At 52.0% G+C, this 25,357-nt stretch carries 12 protein-coding genes; 8 read left to right on the top strand and 4 right to left on the bottom strand.

The window, feature by feature from the left end; genetic code table 11:
* Positions 1-37 precede the first annotated feature (37 nt).
* From ACONT6_RS03440 to ACONT6_RS03450, 3 genes are all read left to right on the top strand, one after another.
* On the top strand, positions 38-1,441 hold the full coding sequence (locus ACONT6_RS03440) for an undecaprenyl-phosphate glucose phosphotransferase (protein WP_428820424.1): 1,404 nt from the start codon (positions 38-40) through the stop codon (positions 1,439-1,441).
* An 87-nt stretch (positions 1,442-1,528) separates the two neighbouring features.
* The gene (locus ACONT6_RS03445) at positions 1,529-3,790 is read left to right on the top strand and encodes a GumC family protein (RefSeq protein ID WP_428820425.1); all 2,262 of its coding nucleotides are present in this window, start codon (positions 1,529-1,531) and stop codon (positions 3,788-3,790) included.
* Entirely contained in the window at positions 3,787-4,554 is a 768-nt protein-coding gene (locus ACONT6_RS03450; RefSeq protein WP_428820426.1) for a tyrosine-protein phosphatase, read from the top strand. The genes ACONT6_RS03445 and ACONT6_RS03450 overlap by 4 nt, the downstream gene beginning before the upstream one ends.
* Here the strand turns inward: ACONT6_RS03450 and ACONT6_RS03455 are convergent.
* The 4 genes from ACONT6_RS03455 to ACONT6_RS03470 all read right to left on the bottom strand — a co-directional run bounded on the left by ACONT6_RS03455 (position 4,537) and on the right by ACONT6_RS03470 (position 8,450).
* Positions 4,537-6,009 (bottom strand): O-antigen ligase family protein, encoded by a 1,473-nt coding sequence (locus ACONT6_RS03455; RefSeq protein WP_428820427.1) that lies wholly within the window; start codon positions 6,007-6,009, stop codon positions 4,537-4,539. The genes ACONT6_RS03450 and ACONT6_RS03455 overlap by 18 nt on opposite strands.
* A 104-nt stretch (positions 6,010-6,113) precedes the next feature.
* Positions 6,114-6,728 carry a hypothetical protein gene (locus ACONT6_RS03460; protein ID WP_428820428.1) on the bottom strand — a complete coding sequence of 205 codons (615 nt, stop codon included), beginning with the start codon at positions 6,726-6,728 and terminating at the stop codon, positions 6,114-6,116.
* Between the two features lie 223 nt (positions 6,729-6,951).
* Positions 6,952-7,623, bottom strand: coding sequence for a LapD/MoxY N-terminal periplasmic domain-containing protein (locus ACONT6_RS03465; RefSeq protein ID WP_428820429.1), 672 nt, complete (start codon positions 7,621-7,623; stop codon positions 6,952-6,954).
* Between the two features lie 101 nt (positions 7,624-7,724).
* A complete protein-coding gene (locus ACONT6_RS03470; protein ID WP_428820430.1) occupies positions 7,725-8,450 on the bottom strand; it encodes a transglutaminase-like cysteine peptidase in 726 nt (241 codons plus the stop codon).
* An 899-nt stretch (positions 8,451-9,349) separates the two neighbouring features.
* Between ACONT6_RS03470 and galU the strand changes: the two genes are divergently transcribed.
* The 5 genes from galU to ACONT6_RS03495 all read left to right on the top strand — a co-directional run bounded on the left by galU (position 9,350) and on the right by ACONT6_RS03495 (position 25,349).
* Positions 9,350-10,261 (top strand): UTP--glucose-1-phosphate uridylyltransferase GalU, encoded by a 912-nt coding sequence (galU, locus tag ACONT6_RS03475; protein WP_428820431.1) that lies wholly within the window; start codon positions 9,350-9,352, stop codon positions 10,259-10,261.
* Positions 10,262-10,625: 364 nt separating this feature from the next.
* The gene (locus ACONT6_RS03480; RefSeq protein WP_428820432.1) at positions 10,626-10,991 is read left to right on the top strand and encodes a hypothetical protein; all 366 of its coding nucleotides are present in this window, start codon (positions 10,626-10,628) and stop codon (positions 10,989-10,991) included.
* Positions 10,992-11,121: 130 nt separating this feature from the next.
* On the top strand, positions 11,122-22,287 hold the full coding sequence (locus ACONT6_RS03485) for a leucine-rich repeat domain-containing protein (RefSeq protein WP_428820433.1): 11,166 nt from the start codon (positions 11,122-11,124) through the stop codon (positions 22,285-22,287).
* A gap of 648 nt (positions 22,288-22,935) precedes the next feature.
* The gene (locus ACONT6_RS03490) at positions 22,936-24,066 is read left to right on the top strand and encodes a polysaccharide pyruvyl transferase family protein (RefSeq protein WP_428820434.1); all 1,131 of its coding nucleotides are present in this window, start codon (positions 22,936-22,938) and stop codon (positions 24,064-24,066) included.
* Between the two features lie 50 nt (positions 24,067-24,116).
* On the top strand, positions 24,117-25,349 hold the full coding sequence (locus ACONT6_RS03495) for a hypothetical protein (RefSeq protein ID WP_428820435.1): 1,233 nt from the start codon (positions 24,117-24,119) through the stop codon (positions 25,347-25,349).
* Positions 25,350-25,357 lie beyond the last annotated feature (8 nt).

Here is a 25,357-nt window from a genome sequence, read left to right on the forward strand (position 1 = left end):
GGCTGTAAAGCCACTTCTATATTTCGGGGAGCAAGGAATGCGTCGCCTGTATTTGGGGGTTGATAGGGAACACCCTATCATTCTGTCTTGGTTTATCCGTCTCATGGATCTCATGATCCTACTTGGGTCAGGGTGGCTCGCCTTTGTTTTTATGATGCGAGGGCAGTTGCTGGATTCAAGTTATCTCAGTGCTTTTACGCTAGCCACTGTACTTATATTTTCCGTATTTTCATTTTTCGACGTCTACCGCGCTTGGCGAGGCTCCTCATTGCTCCTGGAGCTCCGTACAGTCCTGTTCGGGTGGTGTTCGATATTCTTTATACTGGTTCTCGCATCATTGGTTACCAATACAACCGGGAATTACTCTGGAAAATGGTTCTTGGCGTGGTTCTGTGCAGGGATCACGCTGATTTTTATTAGCCGTGTTTTTTGCCGAAATGTACTTGACCGGTTGCGGAATTCCGGTATCAACCAGCGTCGCATCGTACTGGTAGGGGCTTCAGAGCTGGGGCACGTCGCGGCACAGCGCGTCTTGAGCGCCCCGTGGTATGGCTACCAGCTGGTGGGCTTTTTTTCCAACCTGGATACCGCTAAAGATGGGGATCTCGGCGACGGTGTTCCCTTTTTGGGCAACTCGGATCAGGTGGCGAACTACGTATCGCACAACGATATCGACCAGGTCTGGGTTGCCATGTCCATGGAAAAGGCTGAGACCATCCGCAATGTGGTGGCTAGCCTGGATACCTCAACTGTTGATGTGTGCTATGTGCCAGATATTTTCCGTTTCTCACTGCTGAATCACTCGATCTCTGAAGTGGCGGATATCCCACTGCTGAACATCAGCATGTCCCCCATGACTGGTATCAATCGCTTGGTGAAGGCAATTCTGGACCGCGCACTTGCCGGTATTATTCTGTTGATGATCTCACCGCTGATGGCGATCCTGGCAATCGGTGTGAAGCTCAGTTCGCCCGGTCCCGTGTTCTATGCACAGGAGCGTGTCAGCTGGAACGGAAAAACGTTCAAGATGCTCAAGTTCCGCTCCATGCCAGTAGAAACAGAGAAAGACGGGGTAAAGTGGGGCGGCGCCCAGAACAAATCTATCCTGCCGTTTGGCAAGTTCATCCGGAAGACCTCATTGGACGAGCTGCCGCAGTTCATCAATGTGCTGATGGGCCACATGTCCATCGTCGGCCCGCGTCCGGAACGCACGGTATTTGTGGAGCAGTTTAAGGGGGAAATCCCCGGTTACATGAAGAAGCACAAGGTGAAAGCCGGGATCACCGGCTGGGCACAGGTCAACGGTTGGCGCGGTGATACAGACCTGGCCAAGCGGATCGAGTGCGACCTCTATTATATTGAAAACTGGTCGCCCTGGCTGGATATAAAAATCATCCTGCTGACTTTGGTCAAAGGCTTTATCAATAAAAATGCTTATTGATTTTCTGGCCCTGGGGTGCGAGCCCCTCGGCCACTTCGTTGTGACAGTTGCTTATCTGACTGATGTTAATTGCTAGAAAAATTCCCTATGAAATATGATTCAGTAGATGAAGATGTAATCGAGCTTCGTCACTACTTCAATACCGTCATGAAGTACAAGTGGTCGATAGCTGCCTTGTCGCTGGCCGTTACCATGCTCGCTGCGGTTGTCGTTTACTCCATGGCGCCCACCTACCGGGCGACCGCGACGCTACTGATCGAAGCGGAATCCGCAAAGCCGCTGTCCATCGAGGAGGTCTATGGGCTGGATTCTTCACAGGACGAATTTTTCCTCACGCAATTTGAAATCATCAAATCAAAAGGCATTTCTGAACAAGTCGTCGATCATCTCGAACTGGTGAACTCGCCAGAGTTCGATCCGGATCAAAGGGAGCAAAGCTATCTCGACCAAGCCAAGGGATGGGTGAAGCAGTTCCTGCCCGCTTCTGAGCCAAAGCTCATCACAGAAGAGAAGCGTGCCGAGTTGAAGCGACAGAAAGTTACCAGGGCGTTTATGTCGCGTCTCAACGTCGCCCCCATCCCTGACACGCAGCTGGTCCATATATCCTTTGAATCCAAGTCTCCCGAGTTGGCGGCTGAGGCTGCCAACCTGGTGGCTGAGCAATATATAGAAAGCCAGATGGAATCAAAGCTGGATGTGACCCAGCGTGCGGCGTCCTGGCTTAATAGTCGTCTGGATGACTTGCGTATCAAACTGGAAAAGTCAGAAGCCGCGTTGCAGGACTTTCAGGAGAAGGAAGGACTTGTCGACGTAGAGGGCGTACTCGGGCTTGGCGCTCAAGAGCTGAATGAAATCACCGCGCAACTGCTGGAGGCGCGCAAATCGCTTAAAGAAGCCTCCAGCCTCAGATCACTGGTGCGCGCGCGCGGTGCCGATGTCATTGCACTTTCAACCTTGCCGGAAGTACTGAACCACAGCGTTATTCAGGATGTAAAGCGCGCGGAGATCGATGCATCGCGCAATGTCTCCGAAATGGCGCAGCGTTACGGGCCCAAGCACCCCAAACTGATTGCCGCCCGGGATCAGCTGTATTCCGTGGAAGCCAAATTGCGTACCGAAATACGACAGCTGATTGCCGGTATCGAGAGCGACTACCAAACTGCACTCGCGAATGAAAAGGCGCTGTCTGAAGAGCTCGTGGCGAAGAAGCAGGAGTACCAGGGTGTCGCTCGCAAGGGCTCCCGTTACTCGGAGCTAAAACGGGAAGTCGAGGTAAATACCCAGCTCTACAATGCGTTCCTGGTCCGGTTTAATGAAACCAACGAGATCGCAAATTTTGAGGCCCCAAGCGCCCGCGTGATCGACAAGGCAGACGCGCCGGAGATCGCCGTAAAACCCAAGAAGATGCTGATCTTGTCACTGGTTTTGATCGTCTGTGTGATGGCGGGTGTGGTTATGTCCTTTATGGCAGAGGCCCTGAACGACTCCATACGCACCGCAGAAGATGTAGAAAGCGGGCTCGGTCAGTCGATGATCGGAATGATTCCCTGGGTACCCCATAACAAGAAGAAAGGCATTGGCCTGAGGCTGTTCTTCGACTCAGAACAGTACAAGTTTGCGGAGGCAATACGGAGCCTGAGAACGAGCTTCGTACTTTCCCAGCTGGAGGGCGCTAGCAACACCGTGGCGATCACCTCCTCACTGCCAGGAGAGGGAAAGACTACTGTATCCGAGAATCTCGCATTCTCCCTGGCGCAAATGGAGAATGTGCTGCTAATCGATGCAGATATGCGGCGCCCGTCTCTGGGGAGGCGTTTCGGCTTGTCACCATCGCACCCCGGTTTATCAAACCTGATTACCGGCAGCGCGAACCTGTCAAGTTGTATCCACCACGATGAGCAGAGTGGTCTCGACGTGATTCCAGCCGGAGCCATACCCAGGATGCCCCAGGAACTTCTGGCTTCTGATCGCTTCGAGCGCTTACTCAACAAGCTGCGCGAAAAGTACGACAGGATCATCATCGATACCGCACCACTGCAGGTGGTCAGTGATGCACAGGTCATATCGCGCGTTGCTGATTCAATGCTCTACGTGGTCAAGGCCGACAGCTCCCGTCAAAAAGCGGTAGAGGGGGGTATTCGCAAACTGTTAAAAGTGGGCGCGAACCTGGAAGGCGTAGTACTGAATCAGGTGGATATCAGCTCCAGGTCCAGCAACTACGGCGAGTTCTACGGTTACTACGGCGGCCGTTACGGCTACGCTTCAAATAAGAATGTCGATGGCAGCTACGAGTTGGACAATATAAAAGCTAGCAAGCACGAAAGGATCGAATCGGCTGACATCGCATGATAGACCTCCACTGCCACATTTTGCCGGGGCTGGATGACGGCCCCCGGGATCTGCGTGGGGCGTTAGCGTTGGCCCAGGCCGCGTTTTCCGATGGGATTACCCATTGTGTAGCCACGCCGCATATCCACCCCGGGCGCTATCCCAATAGCCTGGGCATTATTCTCGGCGTATACGAGAAATTTCGTGCGGCCCTCGAGTCAGAGGGTGTACCGCTGAAACTCGGCGTGGCTGCAGAAATCCGTCTGTCTGAAAATATTCTGGAAATGGTTTCCCGGGAGCGGGTGCCCTATCTCGGGGAGTGGTTTGGCTACAAGGTGATCCTGCTGGAACTGCCTTACAGCCATATTCCTGCGGGTACAGACAAATTGATTCGCTGGTTACTCAAAAGGCGAATCCGGCCGATGATTGCCCATCCGGAGCGCAATAAAGACGTGATTCGTGATTTTGGCAAGATCATGCCACTGGCGCTGGAAGGCTGCCTGTTTCAAGTGACTGCAGGCTCGCTACTCGGGCATTTTGGCGAGACAACCCAGCGCTGTGCGATCCGGTTTCTGGAGCGGGAGCTGGTTACCGTACTCGCCACAGACGCGCACCACGAACTGCGACGCCCGCCGACTCTCACATTAGGCCGCAAAGCGGCTGAGAATGTCGTCGGAGAGCAGAATGCCTGGAAGCTGGTACTCGGCAACCCCGGGAAGATCGCCGCCAGTCAGTTTTCCCGAACCGCCAACGCAGCGCCCTGTACGCTATTGCCCAACGCGTGAGGACCGCCCCGACCTTTTCCTTTCCACTTTCATATACCGGGCCTTCCAGGCGAGGGCCAGTATCATCAGAAAGTACATGGCTGTCGCCGGCGCCTGCAGATGGAAGTCTGTGGTCAGCATAATCAATTCCGCCACAATTCCCATAAATGTTGCGAACGCCAGGCCCTGCATCAGGTTGTCGCGCCGGGTGCGCAACGCCATAAACGCGTGATACAGGCTCCACAATATCGCAAACCCGAGTAGCAACGTGGCAGGCAGGCCGAACTCGATGGCGAATTGCAGGTAATCGTTATGGGCCAGGTCATAAAACGCATTGATGCCCGGTCCTTTCACGCTGGGGAACGAAGAGTAAAAACTTCCCGCACCGGTACCCGTTACCGGGTGCTGTTCTATCAGGGCGAGCCCGTACTGGTTTACCTCATCCCGGGTCTCCTGAGAAAAGCTGGTTTCCGCAATCTCCTGGCGAAGCCTGTCCACTCCGAACCAGCTGCCGACAATCATCAGGTCGATGATCATCAGGCTTGCCAGCAGAATGGTCAGGCTGCGGCTCTTGTTGCGGATCAGCAGCAAGCCCAGGCCACCCGCGATGGAAAGGCTGGCAAAAAACGCGGTGTTGGCCATACGCGAGTGCGACAGCACCAGCCCGATAACCATCATTGCCAGGCACAAGCGCAAAACCGCCTTGCCACCCAGCAGCATTTCCAGAATGCGCTTCAGGCGTTCCTTGAACTTACCCCCGTTGTCGCCACGCAAGTTAGCGATCAGCAGGCCAATACCCAGGCAAAGGCACAGCACCAGGAAGTTGCCAAAGTGGTTCTTGTAACGGAAGCCGCCAGTCGCAATGGAACTGTTGGGGAGGTCCAGCACCCAGGTGGTCTGTGCCCCGGAGAGTGCCAGCAGGGCACCATAAAATGCCTGCACGGTACCGGCCACAACTACCGCTATCATCAATGCCCTGAGGCGCTTGCCCGAATTCACCAGTGCCAGCACCAGCAGTAAAAGGCAGCAATAGGCCAAGCCTTTGGTCAAGGCAATACGGGTCTGGTTGGCATCGAAGGAAAGCGTCGCCCAGATTTGCGTGGGGGCCGACTGGCGATAGTGTTCGGCCACAGATGGGGCTAAAGATTCAAGTAGTCCCATTGGCAGGGGAACCTGCTGAAAGAAGACCCACACCTGCGCCGCGGCAAATATCGCCAGCAGTGGCCCGTAAGGTTTCAGTACGGCAAATGCGGAATTTCGCAGGGCGTATAGCATCCAGCCCGCAGTCAGGCCAAATACCCATATTTCCATCAGCCCCCAAGCCCAGGCGCGGTGAGAGCCTAGCGGGATCGGCAGCCACACCAGAAGGCCCAGAAACAGATAAAACAGCCACTGTTCCAGTGTGGATTTGGCCGGATGCCCGGAGGTATCGAGGTCGTGCGCACCAAAAGAGGGCGAAAGTGTGGGGGCGGTCATGTTGTGGTTCTGTGAATACTTCTGGAAACTGCTGGGCAGGGTAGGCAATCAAAAAAGGCCCTTGCGGGCCTTTCTGGTGATTGCAGACCAGTTGAGTCTGTAAATCAGTTTTCGGAGGGGACAACAGTACCGCCGCCGCCGCCGCCCGCACCCGCGCTCAATGGCGGTGCCGGTGGCAGAGAGGCGGAAGTGCTCGCGCCCGCAAAGGAGGAACCACCAGCAGGGGTGCCAGCGGTAGTTGCAGAAGCAACCGCGGCCGGATCGGCACCATTGGCGATTGCCACAGAGGCAACGGATTTGGAATCGGCACCAGTCGCTACCGCGGCTGCAACAACGGCTTCAGCTACAGATGAGTCTGCGGCAACAGCAGCGGCCACGGCTTTCTCGGGGCTAACGCCGGCGTTCACAGCACTGGCTACAATCGCTGCGGCCTGTTCCGGTGCCGCAGCAATAGCCAGGGCAATCACTTCTTCCGGGAGTGCACCCGCCTTAATGGCGCTGGCTACGATGTTGCCGGCGTTTTCAGGGGAGGCAGCCAGTGCCTGTTTGACGGAGGCTTCAAGGTTGCCGCCGTTGCTTTGCGCCAGCGCCGCTACCTGTAACAGAGCAGCGATCTGGTTGATGTCGTAGCCAGCTTCAGAAAATTCTGCAACGTTTGCACTAGATGCAGAGCTCAGCAGGCTCGCACCCAGTGCGATCCCCAATGCTGCTTTTTTCATTCGTCCCCCTAGAGAAGATTGTTTTTTAATAGATTCCATTCAAGTTGCGGCAGATTGTAGCGGCTATACAGGAAATGGGAAGTCTATGCTACACATCTCCCCCCACTATTTACCAGTAGTAGCGGAAATAGCGCACAAAATAGTGCTTTGGGGCTAACCTGTCGTTTAAAAAACATACGTGTAATTTCTAGTGCAAACGCTCGGTAGAGACCTGTATCTCCCACTAATCGTCGGAAATCTGTTCAGGACAAGTATGACGTTGCTCTGTTGCGAGTTCGTGACCCGCATCGGTATTTTCCTTTTGAGGCCTGCCCTTGGTCTTAACTAGTGCTTGCTCCGTGGTGCGCGCCACCAGTCTCGTATTGCGATCCTCATCCTTCCTGAGCGTAAGCTCCATCCACTGAGGCAGCCCGGCACAATCAGTGCGTGCGCGAACACCTACCAGGATCAATGCCAATATGAGGCCTGCGAACCCCGCCCCTGCAATGCCCTGGGCACATTGCCAGAGCGTCCTATAAACCGGCGTTGACTGCCTGCTAACAGCGATAAATCCTGCAATATCCCAGCCAACGGTAATTTCTGCGCGGTACTTTGGCGCATCAATCTCCACAAGAGACACAAACCAGCGCGGTACCCCGGCATTCGAAGGGGGGATTTCGTAGGTAAACCTCTCATTGCCGCTGAGATCGGCGATTGCCAGCTGACGGTAACCGCCGGCCTGTGCCAGGGCCCGCAATAGAATCTCCCGCCGCTTGGCCTGTTGCAGTTGCTCCTCTTCCTGCGCGCTGGTGTCCGGCATAAATGGCCGTAGGGCAACGCTAAGCGCATTCGCGCTGTCTCGAGTCTGTAGAGCCAACTGGGCCGTACCGTGACTGCGCACTATCAGCAGTGTCACCGTCAGAACCACAGTCAGCGTCAGCAATCCTACGGCTACGAACAGTGGAACAGCTCGAGCGTGGCGAAGGTAGTTCTGTAACCGGTATCTCCGTAGCCCGTTCACATCAGCACCCCTTCTTTATGCATCCGTGTCAGCAACTGGTCCCACAGGGTGGAGCCCACGTACTCGCGTACCTTGCGCCCGCGATCGATCCGTTCGTTCAGCCACAGGCCACGGGGGTTAAAGCTGTATAAAGGATCGAGGTCTGTGCGGTCCCGGGCGGCAGTAATCTTATCCACCAGGTTATCCACCACAAGCGGGTGTTCTCCCGGGTTGGCCATATACAGCAACACCATGTGGGCCTGGCCCAGGGGTTCTGAGTACACGTGCATCAGGCGCAGCTTTTCCACCTCCACGCCGGTCGCATACAGGCTGAATAGCTTGCCGATTGCGTAGTCCTCGCAGTCACCGCGGCCACTGCTCAAAAATTCAACAGGTGTGGCCCAGTAGTCCTGCTGGCCCCAGTGGTCCTTGTCTTCGGCAAACGGAATGCGGTTAAAGAAGTGGTTGATCTTCAGCAGGCGGTGCCATTCCAGCGCATCCTGCTGGGAGGTCACCAGCGCCTGCCAGTGGCGCAAGCGACGCACCGCCTGGGAGCCATAGGCGTGCTCAGCGGCAGCAAGAACGGGAGAGGGGAGTGTGGGGGCGCGCAGGGCGCCTGCCGCCATCAGTACACTGCTCCCAAATCCAAGCAGCAGGGCGCCAAGCCACAGCTTGAGGCGCATTGTGCGGCGCTGGTTGTTGCAAGCGCCAGTCGCCGAAGAACTACTCAGGGAATCCAACATCTATATACACCTGCCCAATAATGCGATCGCGAGAGATCAGAGCGCAGTGGGTGCCATACACCCGTAAACACCAGCAGTCCGGCAAGTTGCGGGAGTGCTGTTAACAGTTTGGATCCAGTTGAGTGAAAAGTGATCAGTGAGTGCGAAATCGGTAGGTGAAGCCGCCAGCAATTGGCGGATTGGCGTCTATCTAAGCGTATTGGAGCCCATGAGAGACCAAGCAGCGACAGGGCCCGGCCGGTCGGTCCGGGCGTCGAGCTATCAATTCTGGTACGCAATTTGCTGATTTAACAGACGTGGGCATGTAGTTTGCTTAATCACGTCAGAGGCTGCGTTAGAATGTCCGCTCTAAATTGGCGAAAAAAGGACCAGCGAAAAGCTCGTCCTTGAATTGTCATCATTTACTGATAAAGTGTGACGCCTGTCACATGGTGGGTGTGGCAATCGGCGCCTAGGCGGACAAGAAATGAGCAAGTACAAGCTCAGCCTGGCATAGGTGTAACAGGGAGCTCTGATAATAGGGCAAATGTTAAAGGCCACAGAAAAAGCAGTTTCAGCTGCGGCTAGATAATCAGAAAGGAAAAGTCAGGGCGAATGCCCGCTACAAAGAATCGGGGTCTCGAGGGCGGTTGCGCAGTAAGAAATATTGCGGGCCGATTGTTCGCACAGGCAGTCACTGTGCTTTCGCCAGTTGGCGGGTACGTTACAGCAGGGCAGTTTCGCTTTGATTGGACGTATTACTTCCCTCCAAGGTTACGCGCAGAAATCCGCGCGGGGCTTTTAAAAGTACTTTCAGGTACTTCTTTCAGTTTCTTTGCTTCTTTTTCTTGCCTGATTACTCGCCAGCAAACCAAACCTGCGGCCGAAAAGAATTCGTAAAGTAATATAGGAAGAAAAGCATGGCACAAGTACAAAAAGCGGTGATTCCAGTCGCTGGTCTGGGCACACGTATGCTCCCCGCCACCAAGGCCATCCCTAAAGAAATGCTGCCGATTGTCGACAAGCCCCTGATCCAGTATGTAGTCAACGAAGCCGTTGCTGCCGGTATCAAGGAAATCGTACTGGTCACCCACGCCAGTAAAAATGCCATCGAAAACCACTTCGATACCTCCTTCGAACTGGAAGCCCAGCTGGAAAACCGCCTCAAGCGCCAGCTGCTGGACGAGGTGCGCTCCATTGTGCCGAAAGATGTCACCGTGATTTCTGTGCGCCAGGCAGAAGCCAAGGGCCTGGGCCACGCCATCGCCTGCGCGCGCCCGGTCGTTGGTGAGAACCCCTTTGCCGTACTGCTGCCGGATGTCTTGATCGACCAGTACGCATCAGACCCGAAGGCGAGCAACCTTGCCGACATGGTGAAAAACTTCGAAACCAGCAGCGCGAGCCAGATCATGGTAGAGAGTGTGGCTTGGGAAGATGTTAGTAAATACGGTGTTGTGGATTGCCTGGGTGCGGACCTGCAGATCGGTGGCACTGCCAAGATAGACGGCATGGTTGAAAAGCCGGAAGTAGATGCTGCTCCTTCCAATATGGCGGTAGTCGGGCGTTATGTGCTTTCTGCAGAAATCTGGAGCCTTCTGGAAAACACCGCTCCAGGTGCTGGTGGCGAAATTCAGTTGACCGACGCCATCGACGAACTGCTCAAGCAGCAAGAGGTGGAAGCCTACCGTATCGTTGGCCACAGCCATGACTGTGGTAACAAGCTCGGCTACATGAAAGCCCAATTCGAATACGGCCTGCATCACGCCGAAATCGGCAGTAGTCTGAAAGCGTTCCTCAGTACCCAGAACGCCAAGATTGGCGAGCCCGCCTAACCCGATATCCCCCAATTCCGGCAGGACAATAAATAAGCTCCAAAGGGCTATTTATTGTCCCTGTTTTTAGGTGATAGAAATCTCCCCCAGCATAAGAAATTTGGCGCTTGCATTGTGCTTTTCGAGCTAATGCGTCATTCATGACTTTTGTGCATATTTGTCGTGGCCATATCAAAAAAATCGTATTGGTGAGACGTGTGTCACATGCTAGAGTTGACGCAATTTTTTCCATGGCGGTTCGTTGGGCGTGAGTCGTCTATGGAGCGACACTTAGTGGAAATTATTTTAATTCGATGAGGGAGAACCCTGGTCAGCCTTGAGTTTTGGGGTTGCTGATCATGGATGACAACTTTTTGGGGGCAGGGTGAAAGTTCAAATTAATCTACAGGTGCTGCTTGCAGTTGCACTCGTTGTGTCGATTGCTGGCAATTGTTATGGCGTTTATCTGAATCAGCAGGTTTCTGCAGAAGCTATAAAATCTCAAGAGCTTGTCGTGTCACTTCAGAATAAAGTGAAAGCGCTTGAGCAACGTAGTAATCCCACCATCCAGCAGCCTGGTTCAAGGCTCAGTCGCGAAGAATACCTGGCGCGGCGTGCTGCACAGGAGCGTAAGCAAAGCTCCCTTTCCAGAATGGCAACCCAAAAGCGGGACGCTGAATCACGTTCGGCCATTATCAGCCGTGAAGACGTGCAGCGTCGGCAGCAGGGTGCCGTGCAAGTTATTCAATAACTTCTAATTCCAATTTTAAAACACCAATTACACCGAGTTGGCTGGTATTAACTCGTAAGCGGGAAATTACGAGGTTCCTGTCATGGACAAGCAGCGCGCGAAAACTGTGAAAACTAATCAAAAGAACATCATGAATCGCTTCAAGCACTTATTAAGCCCCCTGGCTATCTCCTCCTTATTCTTTAGCCCGGCAGCGCTGGCGACTGAAATCGAAGACCTCACATTTGTTGATGCAAACCTCGAGGCCTGCGTAGATCAAAGTGCCATCGACAATGGTTGGTCTGATATAGCTGATGCGACTTATTTGGACTGCAGCTACCGGGGGATTGTTGATGTAACCGGTATTTCACAGCTCACAGCGCTGCAAGGGTTGTGGATTCATGGTAGTGAGCTGACGAACTATGACGACCTTGCCAACCTGGGTACGCTCACGGAGCTGTACGTGGCAGACGTAAGCCAATTTGATTACTCGGTAATTGCATCGCTTGATAATTTAAGAGGGTTGGGTCTTCAGAGCGTTGGTTTAGGAGACTCTGGGCTAGACACAGTTTCGTCCTATGCCTTTTTCACGAATTTGGAAACGCTATATCTCTCTAGTAATGGTATCAGCGACCTGTCCCCCTTGGCTGGCGCTCCAGCGCTTTGGGAATTGAGCATTTCTGATAATCCTGTTGTTGATTTGAGCCCACTCGAGGGTGCCTCCCTGCAGTATCTGGGGATGTACTTTACAAAGGTTTCGGATCTGACTCCCTTGCTCGGGAAAGATATCTCCGGTATCGAGGCCGGGGGCGCAAGGATCAAGGATCTGCCAGATGCAGTAGCGGCGGGATATGCGGATCTCGGTGCAGCCTTCCCGCAGCTCACATCCTTAATGCTTAATGGCAATGCTTTGCAGGATGATGATCTGTTGAAGTTGGCTGAGATCACTACGCTCACAGAAGTACATCTTGAAAACAATCTTTTCACAGAGAATGGCCCAGAGCACCTCGCATTGATGTCGTCAGTGCCCAGTGTTTATGGGTCACCGCTGCCGATCGTAATCGATCAAGCTTCTTTCGTGCCAAATGATCAGGTGAACCTTGATGATGGGGATCAGCGGATTGACGTGACTGTCAGTTCAACGGTTCTGGACGCTGCGTTTCAGCGAGAAGAAACCTGTCTTTACCTAAGCAGCCCGAGTCGTAATACACAAAACTGGTATTGCGACAGCTGGAACGCCTCTCCGAATGGTGAAATTTGGATCAACTTCGCTGCTGAACGCGGAGAGTGGGAGCTGTATGCACAGGCATGTGGACCCATGGGCGAGGATTATTACTGTTTTGAAGTAAGCCCAGCACATCTGCAGGCAATGGGTTTTGCGGATACCGCGCTAACCGTGAATGGAACCGGACCCGGAGATCAAACTGCCCCGACTTTCGAGGGCATTAGCTTTGAGCAGTTGGATGTAAACATTGATGATGCCAGCAACGGCCATGTTGCGGTCAATTTTGAGGTCAACTTTAATGACGGTGATGGTACCGGCATACAGAATATCGACCTTGCACTGCGGCATGAAAATTATGCCTCAGATACCAAATATTTCTCGCTTCCTTCAGGTATTTCTCAAGGTAAGCTCATATTTAATACGAATGATGCCGCTGGTAAGTGGTTGCTGGAGTATGTCTCCGCAAGTGACCAAGCTGGTAACTATACCTATATCGATGAATCTCAGCTTGAAACGTTGGGTATGCAGGTTGAGTTCAATGTAACCAACTCGAACCCCGGCCCAGTAGATATCTACAGCCTCTCTTTTGCCGACCCGGATCTGACCGCGTGTGTTCAGAATGAAGCCGCAAATAGCGGTGTCTCCTACGTTCATGAAATGTCCGGGTTGTGGTGCCCGGAGCGTATTGATGATCTCTCCGGTATAGAGCAGTTGTATATGCTCAACTACCTGGATCTCAATACCAATTGGGATCAATTCGATTCAAATCGCAGCACTTTCTCAGATCTTAGCCCGCTTGCTCAGTTGAGTAATCTGCAAGAGCTTTATTTTGCGAATGCGGATGTTTCCAGCATTGAACCTTTGGTAGGCCTACCAATACGTGGGCTTAACGTTAACCGCAACCATCTCACCGACATCAGCGCAATCTCTACCATGGGTGCGTTGGAGTGGATCGATGCAGGTGAGAACGCGATTACGGCGATCCCGGATATTTCCGGGTTGCCACAACTGCATACTATCTGGATGGCGCATAACGCCGTTACCGATATTTCTCCGTTGGTAGGATTCGACAATGTGACCGGCGTTGACCTCTGGGGTAATGCGATCCCGGAAGGCGATCTCGGTCTTATCAGCCCTAGCAGCTGGTACAACGCAGACTGGGGACGTCCGGAAATTACTGCTTTGAGTATCGATCCCTCTGCTGTAGACCTTACTAACGGCGGCGTGGATGCCACAGTAACTTTCGGCACTGCAGATCAGGAAAATATCTTCAGTAGCAACGTTTCCATTCACTTTAAGCCGAAGGATACCGAAGCGCACTATGCCTGGCTGGATGGCAATGCGATCGAGGGTAACCTGCATATTCCTGACTGGGCGATGCTGGGTGAGTGGGATATTTGGGTCGAATTTGACCATGCGAATGGATACTTTGATATCCGGGGCCCGGCACTTGCCGCGATGGGTTTCAATGCCTCATTAACCACCAGCATCACTGTCATCGATCCAAACATCGATACTGACGGCGACGGCTTTACCGACGAATTCGAAATCCAAAATGGATTTGACCCGGAGTACGCCGGCGACGCCCATGAAGATGACGATAACGACGGTTTCAGCAACCTGCACGAAACCATGGTTGGAACCGACCGTGGTGATGAGTTCTCTGTGCCGGCAGCAATGAACAACCCCGGCGAAGGTCGTTACCTGCTGAGTGATCTCGGCAACTTCGCTTCAAACGCCTATGTGCTGGACCTCGCTGGCGATGGTATTGGCAATGATGACGAAGGTCGATTTGCCAAACCTAATGGTAGTGCTCACTTCACTTGGACCTTTGAAAACAACGCGATCAGTGCTTTAAACAGCGGTTCCTACGTCAATCGTGATGACTGGTTTGTTGCAGAGCTAGGATATGGCACTCAGGTAGAGGAGTGGGTCGACCAGATTTCGGTCTTCGAAGTGCAATCGGGTCCAAACCCGGTATGGAAGCTGGTTGTTTCCGGGCGCCAGACTTATCCGAACGAAACACTCGAAGACAAGCACTTCACCTATGTATATGAGCATCAGGTGATGGACAACGGCTCAATCAGTTCACCATCGATTTCTTCCGGTACCTTCACCACGCACGTTGGCCTGGACACCAACTACGCACTGGATCCGAACTGGGTAACCTACCCAACCGAAGTTGTCCTCAACAGTGATAACACTGGTCACTTCGTTATTCCTGCAGAAGTTGGCGGTAGCGGCAATCAGCCGATGACATGGGCCACCCAGAGCGACGGTACTCTGGTAGCGGATTACTCCGGTGATAATGCACGCTCAACGACATACTTTATCGAAAGCTTCGGTAAAGGCATCAAGACCGTAGTAATACACGAATTCGATAGCGCCGCACCGGGACTTTCCGGTTCCGCCACCGCAAGACAGTCCATGTGGCAAGAGGTTGTCATTAGCGCGCTCGACTCGTCCGATGTAGTGGGCCGTCTGGAAAATGCGCCGGAAGGTGATCCGTCCGGTAGCTCTACCTTCGCACTGGTCTTCAATGAAGACGGCTCAGGACATCAGGAGTTCTTCTCCGATGGCCTGTGGAATCAGGGGGCGCCGTTTGGTTGGGAGATCAATGGCAACGAGGTCATTGCACACTACTATCGCGATGAAAACTGGAATTACTACGCGGAGTCCGACTGCCAGGGTGCGGTGGAGTGTCACGAATACCGTCGACGCTATGTAGAATTCAATGATGCTGAAGACACCAGCGGTGATGGCGAAAATGATCGTTTCTACATCACTATCCGTCAGGGCTTCGCGTATTACTGTGGAGGCCAGCTGTGCGACTGGCAGGGCTACGTTGGCCAGTTCAATCGCGCAGAGCAAGATAGCGATGGTGACGGTATTCCCGATGAGTGGGAATACGCCAATGGGCTCGACCCGTACAATGGCAATGATGCTTGGGAAGACTTCGATGGCGATGGTTTGCCAAATTTCGATGAATACTTGGCTGGCACCAACCTGAATGTGGCCGATACCGATGCTGATGGTCTGAGCGATGGCGAGGAATGGAACAATGGCCTCGACGCGCTTAACTCAAATATCGGTGCAGACCAGGATAACGATGGTTACCTCGATATCCATGAAATCAAGGTCGGTACCGACCCACACTACGACGGCAGCACGCCGGCGGCACTGGCTGATCCCGGCACTGGCGAGTTCATGTTTGCCAATCTCGGTCGCTTCTTGAATGGAAGTGTTGGTGGCCTTCTCGACCTGGAGTCAGGCGGAGCTAGCCGATTGAGCGCAAGCAGCGCCGATATCTTTGGCAGCTGGCAATACGCGGGTACGCACCTTGAACTTAATCTGGGTGGATACCTTTCTTACGAGGGGCTGGTATGGAACAACGCACTGCAAGCTGAGGTTCTGCAGCAGATCATCTACGACACAGCCTACTACTTCGAGTTTGACCAGGGTGATGGCAACATCACCTGGAAAGAAGTCATCGTAGGCCGCATGCACTACCCGAATGGCGAGCTTGCGGATGCTGGCTATACGTCCGAGCTGGATCGCAATGTACTAACTACCGGCAATCTGTTTGATCCGGGTGTTAGCGAAGGCGAGTACGCCACCCGTGTATTCGACACCAGCGGTGCTGTGGATCCATCCTTCCCGTTCGGGCCAACCAGGCTAAACCTGAGTGCTGACCCTGCCAGTAGCAGTGACAGCCTGAACGGTCGCACCGACCTGGATTGGAGCGTCGACAGTAATGGCACCCTGCTGTTGGATTACGGCAATGGGAATTCCATTGAGTATCGCTTTATCGAGGCGACGGGTAACTCCCGCACAGCACTGGCTGTCTACCATGTAGATGGGCAGCGGTTTGCCTCCAGTGTGCTATTCCACAACCACGCAAACCTCGGTCTTTCCGAGCAGGACGTTGCTGGGCTTTATGTGTCTGATGGTCGCGACGACCTGTCAGGGGAGCCCGGATTTGGACTTGAGTTCGCCGATGATGGCCAGGCTTACCATCTGTATTGGGATGGTAGCCAGTGGAACCGTTACGGCTGGTCATACACATGGAGCCTGCAGGGCGACACCATCATTGCCCAGGCCTGGTATGACATCGACAACTGGCAAATCTATAACGAGTCCACTTGCGGTGGCACCGGTGTAACTTGTGTGCTCTGGCGCGAACGCCAATTCACCATCAACGACATCGCTGGCGACGAGATCTATTTCTCCAACTATCAAGTTTTTGATAACGAGTTCGACGGTACCTTCGATAACAACTACTGGAGTGGATACGTCAGTATTTTCCAGAAGTATGTACAGGTGCTGGACAGCGATGGCGACGGCATACCCGATGACTGGGAAGCTGCTAACGGCCTCGATCCCTACAATGGCGACGATGCCTGGGAAGACTTCGATGGGGACGGCCTGCTGAACATTGACGAATACTACACGGGGACCAACCCGGGTGTATTCGATACCGATGCCGACGGCCTGAGTGATGGGGAAGAGTGGAACATTGGCCTGGATCCACTGGCTTCCAATCTGGATGCTGACCAGGACAACGATGGCTTCCTCGATCTGCACGAAGTAAAACTCGGCAGTGATCCGTACGACGGCGGCAGTACCCCTGCTGCACTGGCTGACCCCGGCACTGGTGAGTTCATGTTCACCAACTATGGCGGTTTCCTGAATGCCAATGTTGGTGGCCTGCTGAACCTGGAAACCGACGGAAGCAGCCGCCTGAGCGGACGCACTACCGATATTTTCGGTACCTGGGTGTATCAGGGATCACACCTGGAAGTCGACCTGGGTGCTTTCCTCGCCGTAGACACAACGGTTTGGAGCAATGCGCTAGAGGCTGAAGTCCAGATGCAAACTTTCTACGACAAGGCTTACTTCTTCTCATTTGACCAGGGCGATGGCAATACCACCTGGAAGCAAGTGGTCGTTGGCCGTGTGCATTACCCCAACGGTGAACTGCCGGATGAGGGCTACTCCAGCGAGTGGGATCACAACGTAATTTCCTCTGCTGAATTGTTTGACCCCGAACTGGCGGAAGGTGTGTATGCAACGACTGCACTGGATGCAAGCGGTGTAATAGACCCGGCGTTTAAACTTGGCCCGACCAGGCTGACGCTGATTGCATCGCCTTCCAGCAGTGAAGATAGCTTGAACGGTCGCACCGACCTAGATTGGAGTGTGGATACCATCGGTACCCTGACCGTGGACTACGGCAACGGTACATCTACTGAGTATCGTTTCACCGAACCGATGGGTAATTCTGTAAGTGCACTTGCTGTGTACTATGTGGATGGCCAGCGCTTCGCCAGCAGTACTCTGTTCCACAATCACGTTGACCTGGGGCTTACCGAACAGGATGTGGCCGGCCAGTATGTTTATGACGGCCGCGAAGACACCTCCGGTGAACCGCAGTTTGGTCTTGAGTTTGCCGATGATGGCCAGGCTTACCACCTGTCGTGGGATGGAAGCGACTGGGTTCGTGGAGGCTGGGCTTACAGCTGGACTCTCCAGGGTGAGACGATCGTAGCGCGCGCCTGGTATGACCTCGATAATTTCATTATCTCCGGCGACCCAAACTGTGGCGGTAGCAGTAATAACTGTGTCCTTTGGCGTGAACGCCAGTTCACCATCAACGATATCGCAGGGCAGGAAGTGTATTTCACCAACTTCCAGGTTCTCGATAACGAGCTCGATGGCACCTTCGATAACAACTTCTGGAGTGGCTACATCAGCATCTTCCAGAAAGTCGTACCACCGGGTGACTTCGATAACGATGGCATCTACGACGAAGATGACCTCGACGATGACAACGACGGACTTACCGATCAGTTTGAAATCGATAACGGCCTGAACCCACAAGACGCCAACGACGCCTTTGGCGACAACGATAGCGACGGCTTCAGCAACCTGCACGAAGCAGTAGTGGGTTCGGACATGAATGTCAGCAGCTCCATGCCGCTGATCATGAGCAATCCCGGTGCTGGCCGCTTCCTGCTGACCAACGAAGGCGGATTCTTCAATGGCTCTGGCGGTAACGTCATTGACCTCGAAGGGGATGGCGCCGGTGCAGACGACCAGGGGCGTATGGCATTTGTCGATGGCAGCGCCATGTTTACCTGGGAGTACACCAGCAATGCGATCTCCGGTACCAATAACGGCGGCTACGTAAATCGCGATTGGTGGTGGGTCGATCAGATTGGAATGGCCGATGAAGTCGAGCGCTATGTGGATAACGTCTTTATCTACCTGCAATCAGATAGCGGTGAGTTCCCCGTCTGGAAGGTGGTTGTCACCGGTCATCGCACTTATGTCAGCGGCCAATTGGCAGACGAGCCCTTCGTCAATGTCTATGAAGCGCAAATGGTAGGCAGCGGTAGCGTTTCCGGTGATGCACCGGCAATCTCACCCGGCTTCTATGCCACTCAGGTTGGCCTCTCTGAACACGACAACATCAACCCGCTGATGCTGTTCGTATCCACTGGAGTTGAATTGTTTGGCGACGGCACCGGCGTGGTAGAAGTCGGCTCTGAAATAAGCGGAAACGGCAACGTCTTCGTTGACTGGACCGTTGAGGGGGACGGCAGCCTGCGCCTAGAAGATCAGAACAGTGATGCCCAAATCACGATCTACTTCGTGGAAACTTTCGGCAAGGGCACCAAGACTGTCGTCTTCCAGGAATACGACACTGCATCCGGCATCTGGGGACGCGCCGCAGCCAATGATTCCATGTGGCAACAGGAGCAGGTGAGCGCGCTCTCTGAAGCGGATGTGATCGGCACCTTCGTTGACGTACCGGAAAGTACACCGGATGGCGTTAACGGTTTCGCCCTGCAGTTTGCACCGGGCGGTATCGGCAGCCAAGGTAACTGGAGTGCGAACGATGGCTACGCCAATTACGTACCTTTCGCCTGGCATCTCGATGCCAACGCCGTGGTCATTGAGTACTACGCCGATGAGTATGGCAATCGATACGATGTAGCCGATTGTTATGGCGAACCCAGCTGTACCATGTACCGCAAGCGCGAGTTCATCATTCACGATCTGGAAGACCGCGACGAAAACGGCTACAGCGATCGCCACTACGTGAGTATTCGCCAGGCGTTTGACCGTTGCGGCTCTGGCACCGTGTGTGACTGGCAGGGTTACGTATCCCAGTTCGATCGTGTCGAAGATGCCGATAACGATGGCCTGCCGGATGCTTGGGAAGCGGCCAACGGCCTTAACCCGACAGATGCTGGTGATGCCTACGGCGATAGCGACGGCGATACCCTCGACAACATGTCTGAATTCGCCATGGGAACATCACCCACGGCGGCGGACACCGACGATGATGGTATCGACGATAACGTTGAGTCCGACCTCGGCCTCAACCCGCTGGATTCCAGCGATAGTGGTGCCGACCCTGATGGTGACGGTTACAGCACCTTCGAAGAAGTCGCTGCGGGTACTGATTTCAACAATATCAACGATTTCCCGGCGGGCGATCTCTACTACTCCATGGGCATTCAGTCCAACATCATCTGGGGTAGCGACGTAAGCTGGGCACCGCAGGACAATGGCCAAGACTGGAATTACCGTACCTTCACGGCATTCGGTAATAACCCACTGTTCATCGACATGAACGGTACCCAGACCATGCGCGCGGGTACTCGCGGGGACTACGAAGTTGCTGAACGCTTTATCGATACCGGCGGCAGCGACGGTGTCTTCGTATCCACCTTCTACGGCTGGACCGGGTGTCCTGAAGGCGAAGACTGCGTCTCGCAGATCGACTTCGACGGCAACTTCTGGAGCCGCAGCGACGGCTCTGAAGGGATGGTCACCAGCGACCGCGGGTTTATGCTCAACAGCGAACTTGTGGATGCCGGTGAACAGACTCGCTACACATGGACCACCTTCCGTGTGAAGAAACCAGACACGCTGAGCTTGGCTGATATCAATGGCATTTGGCATATCAGCAACTGGGGCCGCGAGTTCGATCGCAATGGTAGCTACGACGAGGGCCATTACACCGGCAATGCAGACTGGCAATTCAATGGCGATGGAACCTGCCAGCAGGTCACGCCATTCGGATACCACGATGCCCGTGCCCTGTTCGATGGACAGAGTCTGGCACCGCAGGGGCTGGAGGAGGAATCCGGTGAGGATACCCTCGAAGCCTGTAGTTACACCGTAGACCCGATCCAAGGCCGTGTACTGGTTGACCTGAAGCTGGGCGGCGACGACGAAAATTCAGTAGTTGAACTGAAAATCGACGCCGCCAAACAGCGTATGGTCTCCGTCTACATGGACGACGAAGAGTGGGGCGCGGGTGCTGGCATGGTCATGCTGATCAAGAAAGGTGATGCCGCGAGCTACGCGAACAATGCTGTGCTCAACGGTACCGTCTTTATGAACGGCAACCTGAGCTTCCTCGACTGGGGTAATGGTGTTGACTATCGCTCGACCGGTGCCCGTATCGCACGCACCATTATCGACTTCGATGGTAATGGCCCGACCGATAACGACGGCTATAACGCCTGTGTGCTGCAGCGTATCGAGAAGTTCCAGGGACATACCCTGGGTGGAACAATCGGTACTGATGCCTGGCAGACCCCCTGGCAGTACAGCAGTGCAAGCTACCCGAGCCAGTGTCGTTACCGTGTCAATACCGATGGCACCGTGGATCTCGAACAGGGCGAACCGGATGGATTGGTGAGTACCGTATTCCACCTGGATGCCAATGCCGAGCTACTGACTGCCACCTATATGGGCAACGGTTACTCGGAGCAGTTGATCGGCATCGCACTGAACGGCGTTTCTGACCCGGTCATGGCCTCGGTACGCTTTACCGACTTCGGTTTCTACGACACCGATGGCGACGGCATGAGCGATAACTTCGAAATCGCCTTCGGACTCGACCTGAACGGTGACGACAGCGCCATCGACCTGGACGAGGACGGACTCAGCAACCTCGAAGAGTTTGAAGCCGGCACCAGCCCGCGCAATCCCGATACCGATGGAGACGGTATGGGAGATGCCTACGAGCTGGCCAACAACCTCGACCCAACTGTTGACGACGCCGCGGCGGACGCCGACGAAGACGGCGCTTCCAACCTGGAAGAGTTTGAGGCTGGGACTGATCCGTGGGATGCGGCATCGAAACCAATTTCGCGGCTTGCGAAAAACGATTTTGATGGCGATGGCGACTCCGATATTTTTATGCGCAATACACAGAGCGGAAAGTGGCGAACTTTTGCTATGAGTGCTGGATCTGTTGAAGGAAGGTCGTACATTTCGTTGTATTCAAATTTGGACTGGGAGTTCCGCGCCTCAGGCGACTTTGATGGTGATGGGGATGCAGATGTGTTGATGCGTGATAGTGGAACTGGTAATTGGCGCTTATTTGAGATCGAGGCTGGGAACGTCGTTGGTACCTCTTATGTGCCATTGTTCTCAAACTTGGCATGGAATTTAATTGCATCTGGCGACTTTGATGGCGATGGGGATACTGATGTATTAATGCGAGACTCTAATGTAGGAACTTGGCGCATATTTGAATTCCAAAACGGGGAAGTAATCAGTAAATCTTATATTTCACTTTTTGCCAACTTGGATTGGGAGTTTCAAGTTGCTGCGGATTTTGATTCTGATGGTGACGATGACGTACTAATGCGGAGTTCTCTCGGGGGGGACTGGCGACTGTTTGAATTTGAAAATGGAGCTGTCGAGCGCTCAAGTTATATATCTCTCTTCTCAAATGTGAGTTGGAAGTTTGAGGCTAGCGGTGATTACGATAATGACGGTGATGCGGATGTCCTTATCCGCGATTCAATTACCGGCAGCTGGCGGCTCTTCGAAATTGCCGAAGGGGATGTCAACGCTGTTACGTATATTCCGCTATTTGCTGATTTAACCTGGGAGATAAAAGCTTCAGGTGACTTCGATGGAGACGGCGATGCGGATATAATTATGCGTAATATCGAGGAAGGGTATTGGCGCATATTTGAGATTGATTCGGGGCATGTAACCAATGTCTCTTATATTTCAATGTTCGCAAGCCTCGATTGGGAGTCGAAGTTTTCAGATTAGAAATGTCTCTTAGGAGACCTTCCTGCCGAAGGTCGCCTCATGCTTAAGCCTGAGGCGGCCGACTACGAAATTTATTGAGCTCAATGCTCTAAAATATCCAAATTTTGTCTATCAATACATGCCTTGTAAAAATCGACCAAGTTAATAGTTGTGCTAAGCGCAATTCTATTTGCAAATCAACCTTGTGATCCCTTGGTATTTTTTCCCAAGTCCGCCCTGTTAATTAGTATGGGCTGGTCAATATACTCGTCGAAGATTGTGACCAGCTAGTCTGGGCCTTGAGTTTTGCTAGCTTCCACGAATTCACTGCAAGCTTCTGTTGCTAATTCGTTAACTTCACCGTTATTTAATAATCTCAAGGTGTGAGTTTTTCCTCAGGCGAGGATGGGTGGCTAAAAAATAGGCGCCTTGTATGTATTCCTTAGGTTGCACAAAGGGCTCCAAGTTTAGCTAAAACGTGATATTCTTCACGTTTTTTGGGGCGCAATTTTGGTTCGAGTTTACAAAACGAGCAACTCGTTTTGCAGTGACTTTATCAGATAAAAAGTTGACGAGGCATATTCATATATGCTTTTCCAAAACATATACCAATCGTTAACCTATTAGGTTAATGAATAAGTGTAGTGGTTTACTAATTTGAGGTGGTAGATGGAGGTGGTCATCCAATCTACTTTTTCTGGGTTTAAAATGAATAAATATTTTATTTCGCTTCGGACACAATTTCCGAATTTGGGTGATTTGCTTATCAATCGCGCTTTACTTGAAGAGGTTTTAGAGAGAGGGGAAGTATACGTTGATGTGTCTGGGGTTCCCAGTTGGTATCTTTCGATCATCTTAAATTCGCTACCTTGTAAAAACATACGAGTGAGAAATGTACTAAGTTTTTATACAAGTTTTTTATACTCTTTAGCTTTGAATATTTTCAAAAGGGAATCATCAACCTTTCTTTTGTTAAAACCTGGCGGGTATATGGCTATTACCTCTTTGGAAGTTGCACTTCGGAGGGGCATTCACGGAGCTAGTTTACATATATGGAGGCTACTTGGTGCCAATATCGTTCGTGCTCCTTCGTCCCAGAGAAACTCAATTGGGATATTCCGCTACATCGATAAATTTAGGCTTTCCGCAGTTAGCTCATCTTTGATTAGGGATGTCATTAGTGAAGAAGAAATGCAAGATCTCACTATTCCATTTTTAAGCTCTTATGATTTGGCTATTCTCTTTTTTGCTTTGCCGCGACATTCACTTTTTAAACCTCAAAGCAACGAATGCGCCTCTAGGTCACGACTAGCAATATCATTTAGAAAGCCAAGAACGATAGAGGAAGAAAATCATTATCTCGACATAGCGGAACATCTATCTGGAGAAGTGCGTACGGTTCAATTTGTGTCTCAAGTGTTCTATGACGATGAAATAAATTCTAGGCTAGCTCAATCCTTCGGCGCTCAATTTGTTCAATACTTAGGTACGGTTAACTCAATTGAAGATGTCGTGAATCAATATGAGGTAGCGGAGTTTGTCATTTCAAATCGTCTACACGTTCTGCTACTTGCATTGTTGAATGGCGCTATACCAATAGCTGTGGTCGGTGATGAGGATTCTAAGATTGAAGGCTTTTTCGCCAAGCTTGGGATGCATAATTTTGTTTATCGAGCAACTGATGCTGCTAAATTGGATTTGTCTAAGGTTCGATCTGAATGGCGTGAAGAACTATATGGCCAAATTGTTCGGCAAGCAGAGCTATTGAAAAACCAGCTTTACGAAGTGCTTTCAAAATAATGAGTTTATCAAACTTAATACGATCTCTTGGAGCTTCAGCATTGACGAGTATGTTGATGCTGATGGATCGAGTTGTTATGACATTTCTCCCCCTGTATTTTTGGGGGGCAGAGGCTGCTGCTGCTTGGATTATTCTTCGTGGTTGGATGTTTTTGTTGATGTCTACTGAAGGAGGGCGCGCAGGCCGGTTATCAAAACGAATATCCGATCTCCTGAAAAATGGCGAAGATGCTATTGCTTGCAGGGCCGAGTACTCTAATTGCCAGAAAAAAATGATCTCATGGTCAGTTTTTATCTTTTGCGGAAATTTACTGCTTGCGTCATACCTTAATTATAGCAATGTTGAATTACTTGGATTGCATATCAGTGAATATTACTGGGAATGTATAGTAATTACCATATACGCATGTTTTTACTATCAGTCTCAGTTGGCAGTATATGGACTTAGGGGGTTTGGCGAGGTTTTTCGCGGACAAATGTTGGTGAATTTAATAAAGTCTATTGAGGTCGCAGCATTAATAATTTTGCCAATTCTTTCACAGGGAATCATGGTTTGTTTAGTTGCAGTTACCTTAATTCGCTTGGCTGCTGCAATATATATTACTTTATTATTCCTGTTAAGGATGACCGCACGGCTTAGTAGAAGTCGTACCGATGAAAACTCATCAACATCGGAACGCGAGATTGGGGGGATGATTACCGTTGGATATTTCTTATACCCTCTATATCCAGCCGTGTATAACTTTTTCTCAGTGGGTGTGGTATCAACATTTCTGGCGCCAATTGCTGTTGTTCAATTTTCTATCAATAAGCTTTTTGGACGAGCGATCTACCAATTATCCCAAGTATTATCCAGAGTGTTGTGGCCTGAACTGCTTAAAGCCCCAACCGCTGAAGAACATTCTAGTTTAGCGAAAGGTGTGACGTACACGTTTATTAAATTTGCGCTGGTTGTCTTCTTAATTTCGCTGGTTGTGTCGTACTTTTTAGATGGTTATGACATGGGTGGTGCTAAGTTTAGTTTGACACTATCTGCCACCCTTTGTGTGGTAGCCCTATTAGGCGCAGTTAATGATGTGTTGATGTCAATACTCATATCTGTCGAACGGCATGTAATCCCATTGTTCGTAAGGTTTATCGGGTTAGCATCTGTTTTTATCGCGGTAAGTTTTGTTCATCAACTCTCGCTTATTTTTATTGCTGTAGCTTTGGCAATATACGAGTTGTTTTTTCTGGCTTTCGTGCAGCTATACAAAAATTTTGGGGCCCATAGTGCTAAGTAAGCGTAGTC

The sequence above is a fragment of the Microbulbifer sp. MCCC 1A16149 genome (assembly GCF_050368945.1).
Taxonomy (GTDB): Bacteria; Pseudomonadota; Gammaproteobacteria; order Pseudomonadales; family Cellvibrionaceae; genus Microbulbifer.

What these genes read in the sequence shown, in the direction of transcription:
- ACONT6_RS03440 (WP_428820424.1), top strand. Translation starts at nt 38, where the DNA reads ATGCGTCGCCTGTATTTGGGGGTTGATAGGGAACACCCTATCATTCTG.
- ACONT6_RS03445 (WP_428820425.1), top strand. Translation starts at nt 1,529, where the DNA reads ATGAAATATGATTCAGTAGATGAAGATGTAATCGAGCTTCGTCACTAC.
- ACONT6_RS03450 (WP_428820426.1), top strand. Translation starts at nt 3,787, where the DNA reads ATGATAGACCTCCACTGCCACATTTTGCCGGGGCTGGATGACGGCCCC.
- ACONT6_RS03455 (WP_428820427.1), bottom strand. Translation starts at nt 6,009, where the DNA reads ATGACCGCCCCCACACTTTCGCCCTCTTTTGGTGCGCACGACCTCGAT.
- ACONT6_RS03460 (WP_428820428.1), bottom strand. Translation starts at nt 6,728, where the DNA reads ATGAAAAAAGCAGCATTGGGGATCGCACTGGGTGCGAGCCTGCTGAGC.
- ACONT6_RS03470 (WP_428820430.1), bottom strand. Translation starts at nt 8,450, where the DNA reads ATGTTGGATTCCCTGAGTAGTTCTTCGGCGACTGGCGCTTGCAACAAC.
- galU (WP_428820431.1), top strand. Translation starts at nt 9,350, where the DNA reads ATGGCACAAGTACAAAAAGCGGTGATTCCAGTCGCTGGTCTGGGCACA.
- ACONT6_RS03485 (WP_428820433.1), top strand. Translation starts at nt 11,122, where the DNA reads ATGAATCGCTTCAAGCACTTATTAAGCCCCCTGGCTATCTCCTCCTTA.
- ACONT6_RS03490 (WP_428820434.1), top strand. Translation starts at nt 22,936, where the DNA reads ATGGAGGTGGTCATCCAATCTACTTTTTCTGGGTTTAAAATGAATAAA.
- ACONT6_RS03495 (WP_428820435.1), top strand. Translation starts at nt 24,117, where the DNA reads ATGTTGATGCTGATGGATCGAGTTGTTATGACATTTCTCCCCCTGTAT.